General features: G+C 43.0%; 18 protein-coding genes and 1 pseudogene. 8 read left to right on the forward strand and 11 right to left on the reverse strand.

Annotation, left to right across the window (positions count from 1 at the left end; translation table 11 throughout):
* Positions 1-154 precede the first annotated feature (154 nt).
* Positions 155-706 (forward strand): peptidoglycan-associated lipoprotein Pal, encoded by a 552-nt coding sequence (gene pal, locus JMY06_RS09860; RefSeq protein WP_201618114.1) that lies wholly within the window; start codon positions 155-157, stop codon positions 704-706.
* 191 nt (positions 707-897) lie between these two features.
* Complete coding sequence (locus JMY06_RS09865) at positions 898-1692, forward strand: 4'-phosphopantetheinyl transferase family protein (protein ID WP_201618115.1); 795 nt, start codon at positions 898-900, stop codon at positions 1690-1692.
* A 118-nt stretch (positions 1693-1810) separates the two neighbouring features.
* Here JMY06_RS09865 and JMY06_RS09870 read toward each other — a convergent pair whose 3' ends face one another.
* Positions 1811-2692 (reverse strand): hypothetical protein, encoded by an 882-nt coding sequence (locus tag JMY06_RS09870; protein ID WP_201618116.1) that lies wholly within the window; start codon positions 2690-2692, stop codon positions 1811-1813.
* Between the two features lie 728 nt (positions 2693-3420).
* On the opposite strand from JMY06_RS09870, the gene JMY06_RS09875 reads away from it, so the two are divergent.
* On the forward strand, positions 3421-4179 hold the full coding sequence (locus JMY06_RS09875) for an IclR family transcriptional regulator (RefSeq protein WP_201525934.1): 759 nt from the start codon (positions 3421-3423) through the stop codon (positions 4177-4179).
* Between the two features lie 183 nt (positions 4180-4362).
* On the opposite strand, the gene mmsB is transcribed toward JMY06_RS09875, so the two are convergent.
* From mmsB to JMY06_RS09915, 8 genes are all read right to left on the reverse strand, one after another.
* Positions 4363-5340: a 3-hydroxyisobutyrate dehydrogenase gene (mmsB, locus tag JMY06_RS09880; RefSeq protein ID WP_201618134.1), complete on the reverse strand. Its 978-nt coding sequence runs from the start codon at positions 5338-5340 to the stop codon at positions 4363-4365.
* Between the two features lie 137 nt (positions 5341-5477).
* Positions 5478-6713, reverse strand: a complete 1236-nt coding sequence (locus JMY06_RS09885; protein WP_201618117.1) for an enoyl-CoA hydratase/isomerase family protein — start codon at positions 6711-6713, stop codon at positions 5478-5480.
* A gap of 50 nt (positions 6714-6763) precedes the next feature.
* Positions 6764-7546, reverse strand: coding sequence for an enoyl-CoA hydratase (locus tag JMY06_RS09890; protein WP_201618118.1), 783 nt, complete (start codon positions 7544-7546; stop codon positions 6764-6766).
* A 63-nt stretch (positions 7547-7609) separates the two neighbouring features.
* Positions 7610-8770, reverse strand: coding sequence for an acyl-CoA dehydrogenase family protein (locus JMY06_RS09895; RefSeq protein ID WP_201618119.1), 1161 nt, complete (start codon positions 8768-8770; stop codon positions 7610-7612).
* Between the two features lie 51 nt (positions 8771-8821).
* On the reverse strand, positions 8822-10306 hold the full coding sequence (locus tag JMY06_RS09900; protein WP_201618120.1) for a CoA-acylating methylmalonate-semialdehyde dehydrogenase: 1485 nt from the start codon (positions 10304-10306) through the stop codon (positions 8822-8824).
* 302 nt (positions 10307-10608) lie between these two features.
* Positions 10609-12639, reverse strand: coding sequence for a propionate--CoA ligase (locus tag JMY06_RS09905; RefSeq protein WP_201618121.1), 2031 nt, complete (start codon positions 12637-12639; stop codon positions 10609-10611).
* A gap of 181 nt (positions 12640-12820) precedes the next feature.
* A complete protein-coding gene (locus JMY06_RS09910; protein ID WP_201525927.1) occupies positions 12821-14491 on the reverse strand; it encodes a fatty acid--CoA ligase in 1671 nt (556 codons plus the stop codon).
* A gap of 228 nt (positions 14492-14719) precedes the next feature.
* Positions 14720-15853, reverse strand: a complete 1134-nt coding sequence (locus JMY06_RS09915) for an MFS transporter (protein ID WP_201618135.1) — start codon at positions 15851-15853, stop codon at positions 14720-14722.
* A gap of 661 nt (positions 15854-16514) precedes the next feature.
* Here JMY06_RS09915 and JMY06_RS09920 point away from each other — a divergent pair.
* Positions 16515-17261 (forward strand): hypothetical protein, encoded by a 747-nt coding sequence (locus JMY06_RS09920; protein WP_201618136.1) that lies wholly within the window; start codon positions 16515-16517, stop codon positions 17259-17261.
* A 75-nt stretch (positions 17262-17336) separates the two neighbouring features.
* Positions 17337-18083 (forward strand): hypothetical protein, encoded by a 747-nt coding sequence (locus JMY06_RS09925; RefSeq protein WP_201618122.1) that lies wholly within the window; start codon positions 17337-17339, stop codon positions 18081-18083.
* A gap of 58 nt (positions 18084-18141) precedes the next feature.
* Here JMY06_RS09925 and JMY06_RS09930 read toward each other — a convergent pair whose 3' ends face one another.
* Both JMY06_RS09930 and JMY06_RS09935 read right to left on the reverse strand, forming a co-directional pair.
* Positions 18142-18690 (reverse strand): Rrf2 family transcriptional regulator, encoded by a 549-nt coding sequence (locus tag JMY06_RS09930; protein WP_201618123.1) that lies wholly within the window; start codon positions 18688-18690, stop codon positions 18142-18144.
* A gap of 54 nt (positions 18691-18744) precedes the next feature.
* On the reverse strand, positions 18745-19989 hold the full coding sequence (locus JMY06_RS09935) for an NnrS family protein (RefSeq protein WP_201618124.1): 1245 nt from the start codon (positions 19987-19989) through the stop codon (positions 18745-18747).
* A gap of 183 nt (positions 19990-20172) precedes the next feature.
* On the opposite strand from JMY06_RS09935, the pseudogene JMY06_RS09940 reads away from it, so the two are divergent.
* The 3 genes and pseudogenes from JMY06_RS09940 to JMY06_RS09950 form a co-directional block, all read left to right on the forward strand.
* Positions 20173-20423 (forward strand): annotated as a pseudogene (locus JMY06_RS09940) (IS3 family transposase); the annotation flags it as partial.
* A 378-nt stretch (positions 20424-20801) separates the two neighbouring features.
* Positions 20802-21359 (forward strand): hypothetical protein, encoded by a 558-nt coding sequence (locus tag JMY06_RS09945; protein WP_201618125.1) that lies wholly within the window; start codon positions 20802-20804, stop codon positions 21357-21359.
* A gap of 752 nt (positions 21360-22111) precedes the next feature.
* The gene (locus JMY06_RS09950; RefSeq protein WP_201618126.1) at positions 22112-22666 is read left to right on the forward strand and encodes a spore coat protein U domain-containing protein; all 555 of its coding nucleotides are present in this window, start codon (positions 22112-22114) and stop codon (positions 22664-22666) included.
* Positions 22667-22701: the final 35 nt, after the last annotated feature.

Below are 22701 nucleotides of genomic sequence, written 5' to 3' on the forward strand. Positions count from 1 at the left end.
AAATGTATATTGCAATAAATAACTAACTTTGGCATCATTTACAGTAATGCTATTTACATAACGTAACATTGATTCTACTATGGGCAGCAATTGCCTAGGTTTTATTATAAGCAGTTTAAAAAAACAAACTTGATCAAAAATTTAGGAGCTCATCATGTCAATTAATATCGCTTTGTCTAACACGTCAGCAAAAAACCGTTTTGCTAAAATTGCTGCCCTTGCGGTGCTATCTAGTGCTGTAGCGCTCACCACCGGTTGTGCCACCAAGCGGGCTACCTCTGAAGTTGTCGTTGCCCCTCTTGGTATTCCAAGTAGTCAAACCGGCTATACCGGTGCGGTCATCGTAGATAACTCAGACGCTATCATCTCAGATGCGGACAACTTGCAAGCCGTCGTCTATTTTGATTTCGATAGTAGCGAGATTACCTCCCAATCGGCTAATATGCTGAACCAGCACGCCAGCCTGTTAAGCTCAAACCCAGCAGCCAGCGTACTTGTAGCCGGTCATACTGATGAGCGTGGTAGCCGTGAATACAATATAGCCCTAGGCGAGCGCCGTGCGCAGTCTGTCAGTAACTATCTTGCTGCCCAAGGCGTAGCCGCGAATAATATTCGTGTCATCAGCTACGGTGAAGAACGTCCTGTTGCTGCTGGAACGACTGAAGAAGCCTACGCGCAAAATCGTCGAGCTGAACTGTCTTATTAATAGCTGTTTGCTAACCGCCATTAAATACGGTTAATTTGTAGTGATATATTAAGCCCAGTAATTTAATATTGCTGGGCTTTTTTATAATCTTGTCATTATTTTATATAGAGCAACCTAGATAATTTTGACTCCAGATTCTCTTAATTACTGCATTACAGCCCATTCCTCTACAGCTGCCACCTTGATTCCTTATGCCAACTTTAATACTACGTCATATCTGTTATACCCAACTTGACCCCACCACTTGGTGCGCTACTGCTCAATTTATTTCACCATGCCTACCAAACTTATGGTCTGGTTTAGGTCAGCCTCTAACGCCTATTTCTATTGGTCCATTGACTCACTCTACTAAGCTCTATGAGATGCTCTGGCAGCATTATAAACCTGAAAGCAGTCTATCAGCACCTGCTATTGCCTATAATAAACGTCAGCGGCAGCGCCGTGGCGTACGTTTATTATTGAGGACCTTGCTTAATAAGCTAAATATTACTGATACTTTAGATGACACTCAATTTCCTTATCGACTTGCAGATAGCCAACGTTATGTCTGCTTTAGTCACTCAGCAACCAAGGTCACCGTCGTTATTAGCGACCGCCACCCTGTCGGCATAGATATTGAGACTCAAGACATTGCTTGGCAGGTTGTGCAGCGTTTTTACCATCCCGCTGAAATCACTATGCTAGCGGAGTTATCTTTAGAGCAACGTTTTATTACTGCTAAATGGTTATGGCAAATCAAAGAGAGTTTTATTAAAATCCATCAATACAAACTCGCGCAAGGGTTAGGAATAAATTATGTGGCTGTTACTCCTTATCTTCTTGGTATCTTGCAGAAAATAGATTTAAACAAAGCCAATCTAAACAACGATAGCTTATACAAAGCTAGTTTGGACGAAAACCGCACAACCGTTATTGTTATCGATAACAATAACTTTGGTTATCAAGTAGCTATCTTACCTTACCAGCAAACCATTATCGTTTTTTAAGTCTGTTTCTCACAGCTAGAAATATTCTATATATAAACTGTAAAACAAAAAAACGACCTGAAGGCCGTTTTTTTTAACTTAACTACTTACAGTAATTATAAATTACCGTGAATAGTTATTAGAAGCGGTAAGTTGCACCAAGTTTAACAATTGGTAACCACTCTAACCAATCTTTATCTTCTAGATCTCTCTCTGCTTTATTAGCAGCTTCTGTTCTAGTAGCTTGGTCTTCAGCTGACAGATTAGTATTAACTACACTATCAATAGTGGCATCAGTCTTGCCTAGGTAAGCCGCACCAATTTCACCGAACACACCAAAGTTATTGGTAATATTAGGACGGAAACCAATAGTAGCGTAAGGCGCTAGTTTGTTACGATGTTCTATTGAACCTTCTAAGTTACCTACGTTTTGGCCACCATATTCAGAATCAACTACGCCAGTATAACCGCCGGTGTAGTATTTTTTGCCATCAATTTTATAGTAACCTTGGCCTTCAGCATTAGCCTTTACGTCAATATCGTTATCAGGAACGATGATACCCGCGCCCATAGTGAACCAGTTGGCTGCAGGACGTAGTTGTACACCTAAGTACGGGTTACTGAAATCAGTGTCAACGTCGTAGTTTACGCCGGCAGCATCAAAGTCACCGCCAAAAAGTTCAGAAACGTCACCACCTGCCCAACCAGCTTGTAGTTCAGTTTTGTCGTTAAGTGCCCAACCGATGTTAGCACCATAACCAAGTGAACCAACTTCAGCACTGATGGCTGCTGGATGAGTGACAGTATTAAAGAAAGTCTTAGTACCACCAAAAACTGCACCGGTAGTGTTACGGACAACACCAGCGTCTTCATTGTACTGATAAGCGGGAGCAGTTGTATAGGCAACTGGCTCAGCTTCATAAACAGCTGCATCGTCAACTACGACAACAGGCTGAGCTGCTAGCGCCGCACTAGATGCCAAAACAGCTGCAGAGATTGCAGTTAATTTGATAAATTTCATGATTACTCTCCTAAAGGATGAAATACCTGGCCCACGAAAGATGATTATTTAGCATTTTTTAAACAATCATTTTCTTGGGCAGATTAAAACAATTTTGGCTCAAAAAGTCACCCCTAATGTCGCGCTTTTTATTGCCATTATGTAAAGATTGCATAGATACTGTAATAATTGCTACATGAAACTATAAAACCGCGATCTGTGGTTACACTTTAGTCCTAAAGTAACTCGATAGCAACTTAACAACGAAGTAATGATAAAGCAACTTGAACGATCTAGCAACTTTCTAATAGAAACCGTTACGATATTATTAAAATAAAGTTACCAAAATTAATCCTCACCTAAATCACATCACAAATGTGTATAGCTATGGTAGCTTAATTACGAGGGTTAGTCAGTAGCAATTATATAGCTTATTATTACCATTTATTGCCTTTCGTTAGATAATGTGTCTATATTTGCTATTATATGTGGTTTAGTATTACAAATAGACAGTGATGCTTAGAGGCCATTTTGGTATGCCTAAAACTATTTTAGATTATCTAATATTTACCTAAAGAGCCTAAAATTTACCCAAATAGCGCATTAGGCTAAACTACTCATTAGTTTTTAATTATACCTTTACTTGACCTTCGCCCTTATATTCTATCATTTTTTACTTTTGTATTACTTTTAGTAGCTCCTCGCTACTGTCTTTATTCCCTATTTTTTATTGTTATTGAGCCTTAACTATGCCTAAAGTATCATCCATTACCCGTGTGCTAGAGATTATAGAAGCGGTGTCTTATGCGCCTAAACCTATCTCTCCCCTTGAGTTATCACAAGCGCTAGATATTCCAAAACCAACGATTCATCGTCTGATTCAACATTTGGTCGATGAAGGCTTTGTGGCGGTTGATATTGGCGGCGGTATGATCCCTGGTAAGCGTGTGCGCAATCTGAGCGTTGAGCTCTGGCAGCAACGCCACTTTTTTAATGAGCGCCAAGTGGTGTTGCAGAGACTGGTTGATGATATTAAAGAGTCTTGCGGTATCGCCATTCCTTACCAGATGAATATGACTTATACCAATCGCGTTCAGACATCGCTGCCGCTACAGATTCATCTGCCTGTAGGCGCAAACTCGCCAATGTGGTGTACCGGGACTGGAAAGTTGTACCTGAGTCAACTGCCTAAGCCCAGTCGCCGTAAAATGCTACACAGTTTGGCACTCAGTAAGTTTACTACCAACACCATTGTTGATATCGATACGCTCAATGCTGAGCTTGATAGTATCGCCAAGACCGGAATAGGCATTGATAACGAGGAGTTTATCTCGGAGATGGTGACCGTTGCCGTGCCAATAGTGGATAAAAAATCACGTTATTTGGCATCGTTATATGTGCATGCCCCCACAATTAGGATATCTTTGGAGGAGCTATTGACTCATGTACCGCGATTGCAGACAGCGGCGCAAGATATTCAAACACTGGTGTATGAGCTACAAAGCTAAAAAAACTAATAAATGCAAAAGTCCATTTACGCTAGCAATATCCTTCGTTAGCGTAAACGGACTTTTTATTGACACTTATTTTTTAAGATATGTCCTTCTATTTAAAAGCGACCTTATAAAAGATAGCTTTCGTTCAAATACCAACTCTATCAAATCTATTATCGCTTAAAAAGGAATACTCAATTATGAAGACAGCACCGAGCTATCATGGCGTGCCATAATACTCGAGAAGTCTTTATCAGCATGCTCTATTGTGTGTTCATTATATAGCTCAGTAGCTTTGGAACCCATCGGGGTCTCAACATTGCTATTTTGAGCCGTTTGCAGTGCGAGATTGAGATCCTTTTTCATCAGCTTACTCATAAAGCCACCTTGGTAACCATTACTTGATGGTACATTATCCATCACCTGCGGATAAGGGTTATAGACCTCAAGCGTCCAGTTGCGCCCTGAGCTTTGTAACATGATATCTGATAGCACTTTCGGATCAAGACCGTTCTTGACACCCAAGTTAATGGCCTCTGCCGTCCCTGCCATCAAGATACCTAGCAGCATGTTATTACAGATCTTAGCAACTTGTCCGGCCCCATGCTCACCTGCGTGGAAGATGTTCTTGCCCATTACAGCCAGTATCGGTTCAGCTCTAGCAAATGCCTCAGCGCTGCCACCAACGATGAAGGTAAGGCTACCCGCTATCGCGCCTCCCGTACCACCTGAAACTGGCGCATCTAGGAACTCGATACCATGCGCTATCGCTACCTTTGCGATGGCACGAGCATCCACAGCCGCAATAGTACTACTGTCAATTACCAGCGTATCTTTTGATAATTCGGACAATAGACCATTATCTATATTATCGCCATCCTCATTAACATCCCCTAGATAGACAGAACGCACGTGCTTGCTGGCGGGCAGCATGCTTATGACAATCTTCGCATTGGACGCCGCAGCTTTAGGACTATCGGCAACGCTAGCGCCTGCTCTCTGTAAGCGCTGGGTCGTTGATTCAGATAAATCGTACACCCATAGCTTATGACCTGCTTTTAACAGGTTTTCTGCCATTGGCGCGCCCATATTACCAAGGCCGATAAAAGCGATATTAGGTTTATCTGTGCTCCCATTTTTATGATCGTTGTTATCGATATTTTTTGCCGATTCCATTGCAGTCATGCCATCACTCCTTGATGATTGTTTAGTGCGTATTACAGTTAATAACTATTACAGACGATATTAAGCTACTTAATGATATTGAAATTTTTAAAATGTTTATTGAAAGCTAAGCTTATAATTACAAAGTGTTAGCGTACCTGCTGAGTGCCTAGAGCTTCATCGCTCAGCCAATCGTTCAAGGGATGTTCGCCTGCTGGATAGGGATTGACAAAGTGCTGATTAATATAGTCACGTCCCTCTCTCGTCAAGCAGTCTGCTAATGAACGTGACCATTGCGGACTTCTGTCTTTATCAATCAGAAGCGCTCGTACGCCTTCTTTGAAATCAGGATTGGCCGCACAATGTACCGCCACATTGGTTTCTAAATATAAAACCTGCTCTAATGACAGCTCGGCGACTTGGTTATAAAGCGCATAGGTCAAGGCTGCAGTAACAGGACAACCATGTCGATAAGTTGCAATGGCGCGTTGTGTCCACTTGTCCTGTGCAAAATCAGCATCCAGCTGCATTAACGCCTCATCATCCCTTAATAATGCATCAATATCTGCTAAGCCGCCGCTATTCATCAACTGCTGTATAGAATGCCAATAGGAAGCCAGTTTGCTATCGGGCAGTTCGGCTACTGGGTGCGCGGCCAGGGCACGACTGGTAATGCTATACGCACTATCTACATGGTTTTTATCACCAACTGATTGCCAATTGATTTGGGTTAAGCGCTGCATAATGCCGTTATAATCACTGCTGTCTACCGCGTATTCTGCAAGATTGGTTAGTAAGGCATCATTACCATTACACTGCGCGCCAGTCATCCCTAAGAACAGACCCGTTTTAGCCGGCATACGTTGCAAGAACCAACTGCCAGACGCATCAGGAAATAATCCAATCGTCACCTCAGGCATTGCAAAACGTGTGCGCTCCGTAACCAAACGATGACTACATCCCGCCATCATGCCCATACCGCCGCCCATAATAATGCCGTCGCCCCAAAGTATTAAGGGCTTAGTATAAAAATGCATTTGCCGGTATAAGCGATACTCATGACTAAAAAACTCGGTCGCATAAGGATTGGGTAGCGGCGCAGTTTCCGACATACTGTCATAAAGCTTACGAATATCGCCACCAGCACAAAACGCCTTATCACCAGCACCTTTTAACAATATGGCGACTACTTGATCATCGATTTGCCACTGCTCAAGCTGGTGTGATAACAACTGACACATCTCAACACTTAGTGCATTGAGAGACTTTGGCGTATTTAAAGTCATAACGCCAATGAGATGACCACAATCAGTTGGCTCCGTATCAAATAATACAGGGGAGTCCGCTACTGTTGCTTGCTGATTAATATGTTCTGTTGCTGTCATAAAGGTGACCTATGGATATTATAGAAGATAAAATACTATTATAATCAGTGCTATTTATTTTGCCAATTGGGCGACCGCTTTTCTAAAAATGCTTGAACACCTTCACGTTGATCATTAGTGTCAAACAGCTTAACAAAAGCTTCGCGCTCACAAATAAGATTCTGCGCAGGCGGGGTATGCCGAGCAGACTGAATCAATTGCTTAGAATAGCTAACAGCCACTGGTGATTGCTGGGCAGCTTTTGCAGCTAATGCTTGCGCAGCTTGTAGTCCTTCCCCTTTATCGACAACTTCTTCGACTAGGCCAATACGTAGCGCTGTTGCTGCATCGATACGCTCACCGCACAATATCATGCGCTTCGCCCAACCCTCACCAACTAACCAAGATAAGTTTTGCGTACCACCCGCGCAAGGCAATAGGCCGACACCAGTTTCGGGTAGTGCCATCTGTGCATGATCTTCAGCGATGCGAATATCACAAGCTAGCGCACATTCAAGTCCGCCGCCCATCGCATAGCCATTAATTACCGCGATGCTGACTCCGCGATAGGCTGATAATGCTTCGAATGCCTCACCAAAGGCGACCGCCATACTGAATGCACGGCATTCATCACCATCCGAAAAATTATTTAAATCAGCACCCGCTGAAAAGAATTTTTCGCCATCACCATGAATGATTAATGCATAAACACCAGCATTAGCATTCAAATCAGTTATCAGCTGCTTTAGTGCTTGCAGACTGTCCATCGTCCACGTATGTGCTGGTGGATTTTGTAGCGTCAGCGTGGCGATATGGCCATCAATTGATAGCTGCAGATTCGTATAGTCCGTCATAGATTATCCTTTGTTTTTCTATTTATTCTCATATTAATAATTTCATGAGTAGGTTTGCCTGTACTAGCGCAATTGACTTAGTCCATCATCCTGTAGCAACTGGCGCGAGATAATAACGCGCATGATCTCGTTAGTACCTTCTAATATTTGATGGACACGCAAATCACGAACATGACGCTCAAGTGGATACTCACTTAGATAGCCATAACCGCCATGCAGCTGTAACGCTTCGTTCGCCACATCAAAACAAAGATCGGTCGATAGGCGCTTGGCCATTGCGCAATATACCGACGCTTGTGGGTCGTTTTTATCGACTTTACTGGCGGCTAAATACAACATTTGCCGCGCAGCTACCGTCTGAGTGAGCATGTCAGCCAGCTTAAATTGTACCGACTGAAAGTTTGCAAGCTGGTTCCCAAACTGACTGCGATCCTTGACATAACTGATCGCAGTTTCAAGAGCAGACTGAGCGGTACCTACCGCGCAAATGCCGATATTAATACGGCCACCATCGAGGCCTTTCATGGCAATACTAAAGCCCTGTCCTTCCTGACCTAGCAGGTTTCCGACAGGAATTTTAACGTCTTTAAAGCTAATAGTGCGTGTAGGTTGCGCTTTCCAGCCCATTTTATGTTCGTTTTTGCCGTATTCGATGCCTTCACTATGCGCATCTACTACTAACGCAGAGACCCCTTTGGGCCCAGTACCACCAGTACGTGCCATAACAACCAATACATCGGTCTCACCGGCGCCTGAAATAAAGCTTTTTTCGCCGTTTAGCACATAATAGTCGCCTTGTTTATCGGCTTTGGTACGTAACGATGCCGCATCAGAGCCAGCATTAGGTTCAGTTAAACAGTAGCTTCCCAGCCATTCACCACTGACCATCTTAGACACATATTGCTGGCATAATGACGCGCTACCATACTCGCCAATCATCCATGTCACCATATTATGAATGCTCATATAAGAGGCCACTGAGGTATCACCCCAAGCCAATTCTTCAAAGACAATAGCCGAATCCAAACGCGGCAGTCCCAGTCCGTCATACTCAGGATTGGCATACAAGCCCAAAAATCCAAGCTCGCCTGATTTTTTAATCACATCGACTGGGAAGTGAGACTCCCGATCCCACTCAGCAGCGTATGGTTTTAGCTCCTTTTGTGAAAATTGTCTGGCACTTTGCCTAAAGGCAACTTGATCGTCCGTTAATGAGAAATTCATGAGCTCATCCTTGTGCATATGGGGTTGCGGGCAAATATAATGAATTAATATCTACATTGAGATGGTGGTATTGACACCACGGCTCGCCTCATCATCGAACCAGCGTGCAGTAACGGTCTTGGTTTGGGTATAGAACTGTACGGCTTGCTTACCATAAGGACCGAGAGCACCAAGTTTACTAGCTCGTGAACCTGAGAAAGAGAACATCGGTAGTGGCACTGGAATAGGTAAGTTAATCCCAATTTGACCGACCATAATATCTTGTTGGAATTTATGTGCGGCTGCCCCTGATTGGGTAAAGATAGCAGTGCCGTTACCGTTTGGATTGGCATTAAGCAGTTCTATGGCATCGTCCAAGCTGTCAGCACGCATAATACATAATACTGGCCCAAATATTTCTTGCTGATAAATTTGCATATCACTAGTGACGTTATCAAAGATAGTCGGTCCAACGAAGTTACCTTTTTCAAAACCTTTGACCTCAATACCGCGACCATCTAGAATTAAGCTTGCACCTTCTTCCTCGCCAGTACCAATCAAATGCTCAACACGCGCTTTGGCAGCAGGAGAGATTAGTGGTCCTAAATCTTTGTCATTCTTACCAGCAGAAACGACTAATCCTGTTGCTTTTGCCTTGATATCATCGACCCACTCTCCTGCTTCGCCAACTAACACCACAACCGACAACGCCATACAGCGTTGACCGGCGGCACCAAATGCTGCTCCTGCCAATTGATTGAGCGTTTGCTCTTTATTAGCATCAGGTAGGATAACGGCATGGTTTTTTGCACCCATCATACATTGCGCGCGTTTACCAGATTGACTGGCACGCTCGTATACGTGCTGACCGACTTTGGTAGAGCCAACAAAAGATACCGCTTTAATATCCGGATGGTCACAGATGGCATCGACCGTCGCTTTGCCGCCATGGACGACGTTAAGTACGCCTTCAGGGACGCCAGCTTCTACAGCCAGCTCAACCAAGCGCATCGTGACCATTGGGTCCTGTTCAGAAGGTTTGAGAATAAAAGTGTTACCCGTGGCAATTGCCATCGGGAACATCCATAGTGGAATCATCGCTGGGAAGTTAAACGGCGTAATACCAGCGCAGACACCAAGTGGCTGCCAAACGCTATAGGTATCAACGCCAGATGCGACGTTTTCGACATAGTCGCCAATCTGTAAGTTGGCAATACCAGCAGCATGCTCGACCACTTCTAGGCCGCGAAATACATCACCACGTGCATCAGCAATGGTTTTACCTTGCTCGGCCGTTAAGATTTCTGCAAGCTCATCCATATGCTCGCGTATCAGGGCTTGATACCTTAAAAATATACGTGCACGAGTAGTAATAGGTGTTTTTCGCCAGGTCTGAAAGGCGGCTTGAGCGGCAGCGACGGCTTGATTAATCTCGTCGTCAGTGGTTTGCGGCACTTTTGCGATGACTTCTTGGGTCGCCGGATCGGTGATATCAATCCACTCGCTGGTGTTTGATTTGATGAATTGACCGTTGATAAGCTGTTGGACGTGGTGCATAAGATATCCTTATCTTGTCTGCGTGACTGCCATGAAGCTACTTTGCTAGCTAGATGGTGTCTTTATATAAAATGATTTATTTCGTATCGTTATCGACTATAACAATAATCTAATTTTAGGGTCAAGTGTTTTCTTACAGTCTTGTTAGCGCTAGCTATTAGTATTGATAGCTAGCGCGCATCAAAATTAGAAAAAAGGTGAAACCTCACAACAATCTATGAGCTTAGAGATTAATTAATTAATTGATTATTGATTATTGATTATTGATTATTGATTATCAACTATTAAATAAATACTTCGTATTAGTAATCTTTCATCGCCTGTTTCACGGCATCAATCGCAGCTGGGTTATCAAGGGTCGACATATCACCCGTTGGCCTGCCTTCTGCCAGAGCACGAATAGCACGGCGTAGAATTTTACCCGAACGCGTCTTTGGTAAGGCTGGTGGAAAATATACTGCCGCTGGGCGCGCAATACCGCCAAGTGACTTCACCACCGCACCAATAATCTGCTGCTCAAGGCGAAAGCGATTTTCGGTCGTAGCAACCAGCGCTTGATCTCTTAACACACAAAATGCGATAGGTAACTCACCTTTTAGCTCATCATGGATACCCACAACCGCACATTCTGCCATCTCTGGATGGGTGCTGATGGCTTCTTCAATCTCTTGAGTTCCCAGCCTATGACCGGCGACATTAATCACATCATCAGTGCGTCCAAGAATATGGAAGTAGCCATCTTCATCAACGACCGCATAATCTGAGGTAGAATACTGCTTACCATCAAATAAGCTATAGTAACTGCTAATAAAACGCTCGTCGTTACGCCAAACGGTCGTCAAGCATCCCGGTGGTAATGGTGCACGAATGGCAAGCAAGCCCTTTTCACCAGCCGCGCAAGGCTCTCCCGTCTCTTCATTAATTACATGAGCATCATAGCCATACATCGGATAACCGGGAGAGCCTTGTTTATGCGGCTTATGATTGAATTTTGGCGTATTACTTAGAATGGGCCAGCCGGACTCTGTTTGCCAATAATGGTCTAAAATTGGCACACCCAAATGCTGCTTAAGCCACTGGGCCGTTGACTCATCAAGCGGCTCGCCGGCTAAAAAGAATGACTTGACGCTGGAGACATCATAGCGTGTCATCCACGTCTCATCCTGCTTCTTAAGCATACGCACGCCAGTTGGTGCAGTGAATAAGATATTGACCTTATTGGCCTCAACGATGCGCCACCAAATACCTGGGTTCGGACGGTGCGGCAACCCTTCATATACTACACTGGTCATACCTGCTAATAATGGCGCATACACCATATAAGAGTGCCCTACCGCCCAGCCAATATCCGATATCGCCCAAAAAGTCTCACCTGCCTGCCCATCATAAATATAATCCATCGAAGTTGCCAACGCTACGGCATGACCGCCCGTATCGCGCTGAACCCCTTTTGGTGTACCTGTCGTGCCTGATGTATAAAGAAGATAAGAGGGTTCATTAGATTCAATCCATACTGGCTCAACGATAGCATTGGCATTGCGGCTGATGCTACGCTCAGTAGCATAGTCAACATCTAATGGTTGTGGTTTAAAGGGTAGAATCCCGCGATCCACAACCAGTACATGCTCAGGTTTAACCGTGGCTTGCTCTATTCCTTGATTGACCAGACTTTTATAATTAATCACCTTGCCGCCGCGCAGACCCGCATCAACGGTGATGATCATTTTTGCCTCGGCATCATCCATACGAATCGCTAGATTGTGCGCCGCAAAGCCCCCAAATACGACCGAATGAATCGCGCCAATACGTGCACAGGCTAGCATCGCATAAGTCGCCTCTAAAATCATGGGCATATAAATGACGACCCGATCACCATGCCTAATACCGTTGCGCTGGAGCACGTCTGCGAAATAGTTAACCTCTTTATATAAATCATTATAGGTCAGACGGCGCTTGGTATAATCAGTATAAAACTCAACGTTATTACCCAAATCATTAAAGGCATCAACCACTGCTGGGAAGGTTGCTATTAACTCCTGATTGACCTCTGAGGATAGCCAAATAAAAGCATCTTGTTCAGCGCGCTCAGGTAAATACCGGTCAACACAGTTATAACAAAGATTGGTCTCACCACCGACGAACCATTTAGCAAACGGTAGATTGCTATCATCAAGGATTTGTTCAGGTTCTTTATGCCAATAGATTCGCTTGGCTTGCTGCGCCCAAAACTCTTGCGGCTGAGTAATTGAAGACTGATATATCTCAGAAAAGGTAGGGGGTTGCTGAGTAGGAGTTGTAACTTGAGAAGTTTGATTAGCAGTTTGCTCGTTCATAATAGCTATCCTTAGCGTAAACGAAATGGGGTCAAGATTCATAGGCCTTCCATGCCAGAACCAAAAAACCGATACATAATGTATCGGTTTAAAATGTAACAGAGCTAAGAATAAAGGTCAACCACTAGGTTCTATTTGCGATTGAAAATGACAACTTTCAACGCCTTAAGAAATTAGGAGATTATACTTCAGTTTGATTGCCATACATTTCTCGCATGACTTTTTTATCATGTTTGCCAACTGAGGTTTTAGGTAACTCATCAACGAACTTAAACTCACTTGGTACGCCATACTTAGGAATAATACCCTTACTTACCGCTTGTTTAGCAATTGCTTTAATGTCCTCAGCACTGGTATCTTGGCAGTCAGGCTTGAGTGCCACTAACGCTAGCGGACGCTCGCCCCATTGCTTATCACGAATACCAATCACTGCCACATCAGATACCGCAGGATGTAAGGATAAAATAGTCTCAATCTCAAGTGACGATATCCACTCACCACCAGACTTGATCACGTCTTTGAGACGATCGGTAATGTTAATATAACCATCGGGACGCATATAGGCAATATCTTGGGTATGCATATAGCCATGTTCCCACAGCTCAATACCGGCATCGTGATTTTTTAGGTAGCTTTGAGTCAACCACGGTGCGCGCAGCACCAGCTCACCTGTGTTGTCTTTACCGGTATCCATTGATTGATTGTTTTCACTCCAGATTTGAGCATCGACCATCAATACTGGCTTACCGGTCATACAGCGACGGCTGATGTCTTCTTCTTCGGTCATTTCAGGTTCATCGACACTAAAGTCGGTCAAACTAATTAGCGGCGCGGTCTCTGACATGCCATAACCAGTATAGACTTCGATATCTTGTGCCAGTGCCGCTTTTGCCAAGCCCTCGTTTAAACTTGAGCCACCGATAATCATTTTTAGCCCATTAAAGCTAGCATTACGGTCTTGCGCTTCTTTGAGTACCATTTGCAAAATCGTCGGTACACAGTGAGTAATACTGACCTTCTCATTGATAATTAAATCAAGCAAAGTATCGGGCGCATAACGGCCAGGATATACCTGCTTGAGACCAGTCATGGTTGCGGTAAACGGAAAGCCCCACGCATGTACATGGAACATCGGTGTCATCGGCATATAAACATCGCCGTAGCTGACACCTTGCTTGTTAGGCAGCATACCAAGGGAGGCCGCTTCTGCTAAACTGTGGAGCACCAATTGGCGATGACTAAAGAACACACCTTTTGGATCGCCAGTCGTCCCTGAGGTATAAAAAGTAGTCGCAATAGTATTTTCATCAAAATCAGGAAAATCAAAACTACTATCAGCGCTGTCTAATAACGCTTCGTACTCGCCGACTACTCGGCTTTGATTGTCACCAAATACGCCTTCAACTGTCATGTCATTATCATCGAGCCAAATAATGTGCTCAATGCTGGAGTTCTCAAATTGGTAATTCTTCACTAGTTCTGCAAACTCAGAGTTAAGCATCAACACTTTTGGCTTGGCATGATTGATAGTGTACAGAACCTTGTCCGGTGACAAGCGAACATTAACGGTCTGTAAGATATATTGCGACATCGGTACGGCAAAATAGGATTCAAGATAGCGATGACTGTCCCAATCCATTACCGCCACTACGTCTCCAGCAGCAAGGTTGAGATTTGCTAAGACATTGGCTAAGCGGTTGATACGGGTAAACAGTTCTGCATAAGTTAAGCGTTTTTTATCCGCGTAGACAATTTCTTGATCTAAGGATACGGTCTTAGCACGGTTCAGTAATTGTTTAATCAGTAGTGGAAACTCATAGGCGGACGGCGCACTGGGATAAGCGTTTGACATAGTTTTGACTTCCTTGTGAATTATAGATGAGCACTAGCAAATGATGACTTTTAAAATAATTTTAATTAATAACTTTTGCTACGCTAATGAAGATACCTATGATAGTAAGAAAAAACCAGCTCTATGTAAAGCGTGCGCAAGTAAGCTCAGTAATACGAGGCGTTCGAATATGAGGGTTCACCTTCTTATTATATTGTGCTAGGTGAACGCTATATAGGCCAAGCTATATTAAGCAGCACGGGCTTTGGTCTTAACCATACCCACACTAGCAACTATCAATGCTAAGACTTGCACGAATAATAATAGCCACACAGTCATTGTCCACTCCCCGCGTGCATAGGCCAGCCCGCATAGCCATGCGCCAACCGTACCGCCTGCGTAATAGCCCATATAATACAAACCGGAAGCCAGTGAGCGTCCCTTTTTAACATTGACCGCGATATAACTGATGGTTGCCGCTTGGGTGATAAAGACGCCTGATGACATGATAGCAAGTCCAACAATAATGCCCCAAAGTGGCGTCACCTGGGTTAATAAGACCCCGACCATTGATATTATCACGGCGACTCGAACCGTCCGCGCCGACCCAAAACGGCGTAGCAGTTTAGTCGATAATGGCGTAATCACCACCCCAATCAGATAAACCGCAAAGATATTGGCAAGCTGTCCAGTGCTAAGCTCATAAGGCGCTTTGGCAAGATGCAAATTAATAAAAGTAAAGCAGCCCACTAACGAAAACAGCACACATGCGCCAAGCAAACAGGCTGTCACCACATAACGATTGGTCAAATGCTCGCCAAGCGTCTGTATCGCTGAGCGAAAGTTTGGGTTGGCCTCAAAATGACGAGACGACGGTAACATTTTACCCACCCACAATGCCCCTATCAGGGTCATCGCTGCCATCACATAATAGCCCTGCCGCCAGCCAATAAATTCATGTAAATGTCCGAGTAAAAAGCGCCCCATAAAGCCGCCAAGCACCGAGCCTGAAACATAAAATGACATCAGCTCAGTGAGATCGCGACCTTCGAACTCCTCACCAATATAAGCAATAGTCACCACCGTAATACCGGGCACGGATAAGCCTTGCATAAATCGCCAAAACCCCATCCAGCCAATACTAGGACTTTGGGCAATTAGTGCCGTAGGTATCGCTAAGAATAATAGTGCACCAACAATAAAGGACTTGCGCCCAACCGCATCAGAAAGCATACCCAAAAATGGTGACATGATGGCAATTGCCATTACCGTTGCCCCAACGATCATACCAGCTTGCACTTCGGTTGCGGCAAAATCTACCATTAATACGGGTAATACCGCTTGGACAGAATACACCTGTAAAAAAGCAAACATCCCAATCATGCCGATGGTTAATTTTAGAATCCATGACGGCGAACTGAATTGTGGCGATAAAGGCGGTGAAGCTGAATTTTGGGTCTGGCTTATAGAATAATTCACGAGGATGCTGACTATGTTAAACGCAGTTTTTCTAAGCGTGGGTGATAGGAACAGCGCGATAAACGCCGCTGATTATGTTCGTTTGATATTCATAATAACAAGCACATTATGGTAGCACATTGAGAAATAAACTCAGGAGTAAAGTGTTGCATACAAAGATTTTTAATTCATAAAAGTAAGGCCGCTAATATTAAATAGCGGCCTTTTTTAATACCATCTTGTGAATACCTTTAGGATTCTATTCGCAGCTTGCCTTGCCAGTGCGATGATTGATAGCGTCATAACAAGACGTATAAATAGTCATACGTCCTTAACAAGAAGCAATGAAAGCTGACTATATACCATCTATTCTCTAACAGACTTGAATGGTCCTACGGAACATAATTGGTGAATACAGACGCAAAAATATAATCCTAAATTTCTATATAACGATTATTACGGCCATTTCAATTACTATTCAACTCAAATCCTATCTAATTTCAAATACTACCTAATTTAAGAAATATTTAATTCAAGCACGATTCAATGCATCTATTAAGGATGAAAATCTATGAAAAATAAAACGATGACGGATAAAATTTATGATTTAGGCGCAGGCTTTTGGAATGTCCGAGGCTCGTTTCTCAAAGACGGCGTAACGGATATGGGCGGTCAGTGTTCACTTATAAAACTGGAATCTGGACGCTTTATCTTTTTGGACAGCTATGCTTTAACAGGTGACATTCGCGAACAGGTCATGGCGTTAACCAATGATGGTAAAGACGTAGAAGCGGTACTAAACGTCCATCCCTACCATACCGTACAATGTGCGCAGATGGCCAAAGACTTCCCGCAAGCAACTTTTTATGGTAGTGAGCGGCATCGTAAACAAGTACCAGAAGTACAATGGAGCGACGACTTGGTAGAAAGCGATACGGTAGCCCAGCGTTATCCTGAGCTTGAATTTGCCGTACCTGAAGGTATGTATTATATCGCCCCTGAAGAGAGCGTCCATACCGGCTCGCTACTGGTTTACCATCCTGCCAGCCGCAGCTTACATGTTGACGATACTTTTGAGATGCCACCTTCAAAACTGGTTAATATGGTGCAACTCAAAATAAACTTCCAAATGACCACCAAACAAGCTCTTAAAGATGAGCCTAATGCTGGCAAGACCTATTGCGACTGGGTAGCAGGGCTTGCTCACAAATGGCGTGATACCAGTAACTTCTGCGTGGCACATTCAGGTTTGGTTAAGTTTGAAATGGGTGAATTTGAGAAAGCATTATTGGCTACCGTTGATGCCGCTCGTCCTGCGCTTGAATATTCCTAATAGCTGTAATAGTGTTAATAGTAATTATTTAACTTAAGCAGCATTCAATACTTTACCTATTAAGGAGTATTACAAATGGCAGATAAAATCTATGATTTAGGCGCAGGTTTTTGGAATATACAAGGGTCGTTTCACCTAGGCGGCGTCATCAATGTTGGCACTCAATGCTCGCTAGTACAGTTAGAGTCGGGACGCTTTATCTTTTTGGACAGCTATACGCTCACTGACGAGATACGCAAGCAAGTCATGGCGTTGACCAATGACGGTAAAGATGTGGAAGCGGTATTGAACGTCCATCCCTTCCATACCATTCATTGTGCGCAAATGGCAAAAGACTTTCCAGAAGCGATCTTTTACGGCAGCGAGCGCCATCCTGAAAAAGTACCCGAAGTAGAATGGGCCGATGATCGGGTTGAAAGTGATGCGGTAACTCAGCGCTATCCTGAGCTTGAGTTCTCTATATCGAAAGGTATTTATTACATCTCACCTAATGAGAAGGTTCATGCAGGCTCGCTATTAGTACGCCATCTTGCCAGCCAAAGCGTGCACGTTGATGATACTTTCATGAGTCCGCCCACAAAAATCCTGAAAGCGGTGCTACCTGAAGTGATGCTACACCCCACGACCAAGCAAGCGCTAAAAGATGAGCCTGATGCCGGTAAAATCTATTGCGACTGGGCGACAGAGCTTGCCCATCAATGGCGTGATACTCGTAACTTTTGTGCGGCGCATTCAGGCTTAGTTAAATTTGAGGTCGGCGGCTTCGAGAAAGCGTTAGTGGCTGCTATTGATAAAGCCCGTCCTAAGCTTGAAAAAGCGTAATCCTTCAAACATATCATAAAAAAGGCTACCAAGATGGTAGCCTTTTTTGTAGTGCTGATTAAGTTTGCGACAACAACCCTGCAAGCTCCGCCTCATTATTGATAATATCTGCCAGCGTATAACCTTCAAGTACGTTAATAAAAGCGGTGATTGCTTCAAAAAATATGCCTTTTAGTTGGCATACCGGACTGATAACGCAGCCCGATTGAGCATTATTTTCTGTTACTGCTGACTCATCAATAAGGGTCAATGGCAATCTTGGCGACTTTGCTTCTTTATAATTGTCATCATCATTGATGCCAGCGCTATTTGAGGGCTGAGTAACAAAACATTCTACCAAATTAAAATCCGGCTCAATTTGCTTAATCAATACGCCTAAATTAATATCTTTTGGCGCACGTGCCAGCCGAATACCACCATTTTTACCACGGACACTATCTATATAACCAAGTTGACCCAGCTGATGAATAATTTTCGTTAAATGACTTTTAGAAATATTGTAGCTTCGCGCAATGTCGCTGATATTGGCAAGCGTTTGCGGCTCAGGCTTGACCGCCAGATAAATCAAGGAGCGCAGCGCATAATCGCTATAGTTGGTTAATCGCATATTACCGTATTCCTATCTCTTATATTCTTAAAAATAAAATCTATAAACAATCAATTAACCAAATAAACCATCTGGTCTGGGGCTTGCTAGGATACGCAAATAACTGATGCAAAATAGCACGAAGCAAGCTATCCACGCCCCTTGAGCAATCATAATCCACAATAGATAATGACTGATATCAACCAATGGCAACAGCACACGGCTGACAAATACCAATACCATCAATCCGAACATGATATTGACAGTTTTAGGAGGCGTATGAATACTTCGTCCGGTATGACCAAGCGATACGCGCGCCATCATCGCTAACGTCATCATTCCAACACCCGCAATCGACAACCCATGTACCGCAATACTATGGTTATAACCCAACCACGGTTGCAGCGCGTACAACACAAAGCTCAGACACATTCCCAAAAATGCTACGAACAGTGACCATAACAGTGGCTTTTGCCAAATGCCGCGATGATACCAACCCATCAAACGGACAATATTAACCACCGCTACGCCAAGCGCGGTAATGGTCAGCAAATACTTATTAGGATAAAATAAATCAACGATAAAAAATGCTAAGAAAAACAGTAAGCTGGCGATATCTTGCACTTTACTATTTCGCACCGTAATAGTTTCTGCACCAGTCGTACTGAGACCACGCTCAATAAAAAACGGTACGACGCGTCGGCCGATGGTTAATATCAAACCAATAATTAAATAAAACCCCAAATACATGCCAATCTTAGTGAGGCTCATATTCGCACTAATAATACCCCAATAGCACAATGCATTACCGACAGTCAGCAGCGCAAGCTTCGCTAAAATACCCATCTGCTGATATTGCTTGACCTGTAGCACCGCCCGAAAAACAACAAACGCCATTGATCCAATAAACAACAAATCAAACACTGCTGCCGCATATAGTAACCAAGCTCCCTGACCGAATCCAAAACTAATACCTAAACCAAACCCGACCCAACCAAGACGCGCCAGCAGCCAACAAGCAAAGATACCCAGCAGCTTATAGCCGTGCGGCATCATCACCCCTGTCCATGTCTTCACTGCCGTGAGTAAGAACCCCGCCACCACTGCTAATGCATAGCCATAAACCATCTCATGACCATGCCAATACAGCGGATTCAGGGTTTGCGCGTCGATATTAGTATGGCCCGTAAACACAAACGCCCACAGTGTCATCACTACAATAGCAAATACAGCTGCCGCACTGAAAAATATGCGAAAGCTCAAGTTAAGAATGGGATGCGGCGAGGTTGGCGGCTTGCTGGGTAAGGAGATAGATTGCATGGCAGGCTTCTTATAATCGATATCATCAGTCTTGTCTTAAAGATTTATTTTAAATGAATGTTATACAATATACAATGTGTTTAGCTATTAAGGCGCTCAAAGCGTTGTCCGCATGACGACTATTTGCTTAGTGAGATCCCTGATATATGGCAGGATAGCAAGTGTCACTACAGCGTGTGCAAATCATACGATAATGCACTAGCCGAAACGGTCGATGGACTATATAAAAATGAAGTGATTCATTGTTTAAAAGATAAGTGGCAGGGTCTAAATGATGCCCCGCTTACAACCCCTGACTTTTAACCCTTAATTAGGCGGATTGGTTCAATAAAAAGCGTCTGCACAGTGCAATCGATTATGTGCCGCCATTCGAGTTTGAATCGCTGTATTATAAAAGTTTAATCCCGTCATGTTTAGCGGCCCGACTCCAATAAAACAATCTCCAATATAATCGAGTCGATTCACCTCATATTAGATGTAAACAGTCATCCAACTTAGATTTTTGTATCAATTAATGTAAAACAATGTTTAATTTTGATGTTAAAAAAGCAAAAGCCTATTACTTCCTATATAGTATCAGTGATACCTCATATATCCTACAGCCTTCACGGGTTCAAAATTTCGTGAAATATATAAAAAAATTTGGATTCTGTTTATACAAGGGTAGACGCTATAATGGGATATCCTGTATATTTTGATAGACCGAGGTTTTGAGGTGTATATCTATATTGATATGTTGACTAAAAAAGCACACTCGCTTAGTATAAAGTGTCAACATCTTTTACATAACATTAAAAAGAGGGCCATAAATCATGTCAAATAATTCTTCTAATAACAACAACATAGAAAATGAGTCAGTAGAATCCCCTAAAAATGATACTGTAACGTCTATAGAGGTTACAAAAAACGACGAAGTGATATCTGAAGAAGATAAGTCTGATAAAGAAGATAAGTCTAATAAAGAAGATAAGTCTAATAAAGAAGATAAGTCTAATAAAGAAGATAAGTCTAATAAAGAAGATAAGTCCGATAAAGAAGATAAGTCCGATAAAGAAGATAAGTCCGATAAAGAAGATAAGTCCGATAAAGAAGATAAGTATGGTTTGGCTATAGGTAATATCTATCAATGGGCGTCTAAGCTTAAAGACGAGTTTAAGTCTGAAGCATCTAACATGACGCATGAAGTTTCTGAAAAAGCGGCTTCTATGATACTTAGTAAGCTTTTAGACGGTATAGACGCTGAACTAGAAGCCTTCGATAAGAAAGTAGAAGACTCTAAAGAATTGGTCGATAATGCAGAAGCAGAACGCAGTAAGATTATTGATAAGAAAGACAAATATCAAGGTATGATCAACCAACTAGAAAGCTAATTAGTCATTCAACTAATAAGTGTCATAGTGTCATAGTGTCATAGTGTCATTAATCCAGTGTTAGCCGTTTAAATTCAGCGTCTAACACTGGATTTTTACTGTCTTCTGTTTAGGTACACTCTTTAAATCAAATGCAAAAAGTAATAATAACTTAGAAGTTTGTTACTCCTACCTTTGTTCTTCGCAATACTACGAATGATTCTATCTGCATAATCATTCGGCATTTCAATAATATCTTTTATCGCTACGCGTGCTTTATCGTGCTGTTTAAGGTAGCGCAACTCTTTATGCGTGTCTTACTCAATGACATGAGATGACAATTCAATTCAGATAGATACTGAACATTAGGAGTCAAATCCATTAATGACACAAAACGCTGTCGAGAATTTTATCATAAGCTTAGCGGTCTGAAGGAGGCTCAACGCTTTTTAACTTAATAAAAGCTTACATAAGGCCAGTATGTGCCGCAACGATAATGGCTTGGTTAGAATATTACAAGGCGATGTCTACGGAATTGACAGCATACGTCAACGCTGAGAGTGATCACTCTTTTGTAGTTGTATAAGCTTGAGTCACCTAACTAAAAATAACGTGCTAAAAATATTACGATATTCATACATTCAACGTGCAATTGTATGCATGTCATGTTAGAATAAATTAACAAACATTAAACATAGTTTACATTATTTAGTTGATTACTACGCTTTCCGTCACCGAAACACTAAGAGATTCACAATCACTGGAGAATGACCATGACATTTAACAAAACCCTACTTACCGCTGCGCTACTTACTGTTGGTGGTTTCACCGCTATTTCTAGTGCGAATGCTGCTGGCACACAATCATCCGAATTTGGCATCTCAACGACGATTACCTCAGTTTGCTCCATAGACGCTGCTGCTGCTGCTATTAGTTTTTCAGACATTGCTGCCGGTACTGCATTGGAAGATGGGTCGATTTCAAATCAAAAATCTGCTGGAGATATCTCAGTACAGTGCTCTAATGGCGCGCCTTATGTCATCAATCTAACAACGCTTGGTAACCCAGATAGTACTACTGGTGAAGGCGTCATGATCGGAACTGGAGACAACGAAGACTCTATTACTTATCAATTGAACTCCACGGTAGCAGGCGATACCGTTTGGGGAAGTACTGGAGAACTTGGCACGGTTGGTAATGGTGTTGCTGGCACAGGAGAAGGCGTAGCTACTCCTATCACACACTCTGTGTTTGCCACAATAACGGGCATCACCGATGTTAAGGAAGATACGTATTCGGACACCATCACTGCTTCAGTCACTTACTAATACTCATGTTAAGTTTCTGGTTACGCCATATCGTA

Source organism: Psychrobacter urativorans (assembly GCF_904846675.1).
In the GTDB taxonomy this organism is placed as follows: Bacteria; Pseudomonadota; Gammaproteobacteria; order Pseudomonadales; family Moraxellaceae; genus Psychrobacter; species Psychrobacter urativorans_B.